Source organism: Rhodopseudomonas sp. B29 (assembly GCF_000333455.1).
GTDB lineage: Bacteria > Pseudomonadota > Alphaproteobacteria > Rhizobiales > Xanthobacteraceae > Rhodopseudomonas.
This window is the reverse complement of the sequence record NZ_BADD01000475.1, coordinates 1-520: the sequence shown is the minus strand read 5'-3', so window position 1 is coordinate 520 and position 520 is coordinate 1. Positions and strand designations below refer to the sequence as shown.

Below are 520 nucleotides of genomic sequence, written 5' to 3'. Positions count from 1 at the left end.
CGAGCGCAGCGAGCAAGTCCGGAATCCATACTCACCGCCGGTGGTTATGGATTCCGGGCTCGCGCTTCGCGCGCCCCGGAATGACGAACATAGAGGTATGCTACTACGACCTGAACAGCCTTGTGTACTGCGTTTCGTGGCGCAGGCTGGCGAGGTCGGCGCGGAGGGTGGCGGCGCCGAGGTCGTCTAGCGCGGCGCTCCGCGCGCGCTCCGCGGTGGTGGTGACGGCGCTCTCGAGTGCGGCGAGGACGCGCTGGCTGTCGGTCTGGCCGAGCGGGACCAGCCGGGCGCCGGCGGAAATCCAGTTCGAGACCACCGCGTGCAGGAAGGCGTGCAGCGTCGGCTCCAGCGGCACGCGATGCGCCGCGGCGACGATTCCGACCGCGACCGGATAGGCGATGTCGCTGCCGCAGGCGGCGACGCTCTGCGCCAAGCCGTCGCTGTCCCAGGCGTTTCGTGCGATCTCGATAAAGGCACGGCCTTGCGACAGCGTCTCGAGCCGCCGCTCGGCGGAGCTGAC

1 protein-coding gene is annotated in these 520 nt (G+C 69.8%); it reads right to left on the bottom strand.

Annotated features, from left to right (window positions below):
- Positions 1-103 precede the first annotated feature (103 nt).
- Positions 104-520, bottom strand: a 417-nt coding sequence (locus I5M_RS16745; protein ID WP_022722442.1) for an urease accessory protein UreF, incomplete at its 5' end; no start/stop codon positions are given.